This is a genomic window from Paraburkholderia sp. RL17-373-BIF-A (assembly GCF_046030175.1).
In the GTDB taxonomy this organism is placed as follows: Bacteria; Pseudomonadota; Gammaproteobacteria; order Burkholderiales; family Burkholderiaceae; genus Paraburkholderia.
The window spans coordinates 1-546 of sequence record NZ_JARESO010000390.1 but is presented as its reverse complement, the minus strand read 5'-3'; the positions used below and the strand labels follow the sequence as shown (position 1 = coordinate 546).

General features: G+C 57.3%; 2 protein-coding genes. Both read left to right on the top strand.

The window, feature by feature from the left end; all coding sequences use genetic code 11:
• Positions 1-302, top strand: a 302-nt coding sequence (locus P0D80_RS51025; RefSeq protein WP_408183815.1) for an SDR family oxidoreductase, incomplete at its 5' end; no start/stop codon positions are given.
• Between the two features lie 34 nt (positions 303-336).
• On the top strand, positions 337-546 hold a 210-nt coding region (locus P0D80_RS51020; RefSeq protein WP_408183814.1), incomplete at its 3' end, for an FGGY family carbohydrate kinase.

Sequence of the window (546 nt, the reverse complement as noted above, 5' to 3'; positions counted from 1 at the left end):
CTCACTTCCCGACGCCCTGGGAGCCGGTCTATGCGTCGTCCAAATGGGCCATTAACTGCTTTGTCCAGACGGTGCGGCGCCAGGTTTTCAAACATGGAATACGCGTTGGCTCCGTCTCGCCCGGACCGGTCGCTAGCGCACTGCTCGCTGACTGGCCGGAGGAAAAACTCAAGGAAGCTAAAGAGTCGGGGAGTCTGCTTGAGCCCAGCGAGGTAGCGGAGGTCATTATGTTCATGCTGACGCGGCAACGTGGTATGACCATCCGTGACGTGGTCCTGATGCCAACCAACTTCGACCTCTAGGCGATATGGGCAAGACGTATCTTGAGTTCAATTAATGTTTCTTGGCATTGACCTCGGCACGACGGAATTGAAGGCCCTCCTGCTGGCCGACAATGGACATGTCGTCGGGACCGCTCGCTATCCGCTGGAAATATCGAGGCCGAGGCACCGATGGTCAGAACAGGACCCAGAGGATTGGTGGCGAGCTACGCGCATTGCGTTAGCGACGCTGCGTAAGAACTATCCCGACGCGTTTGCACGCATA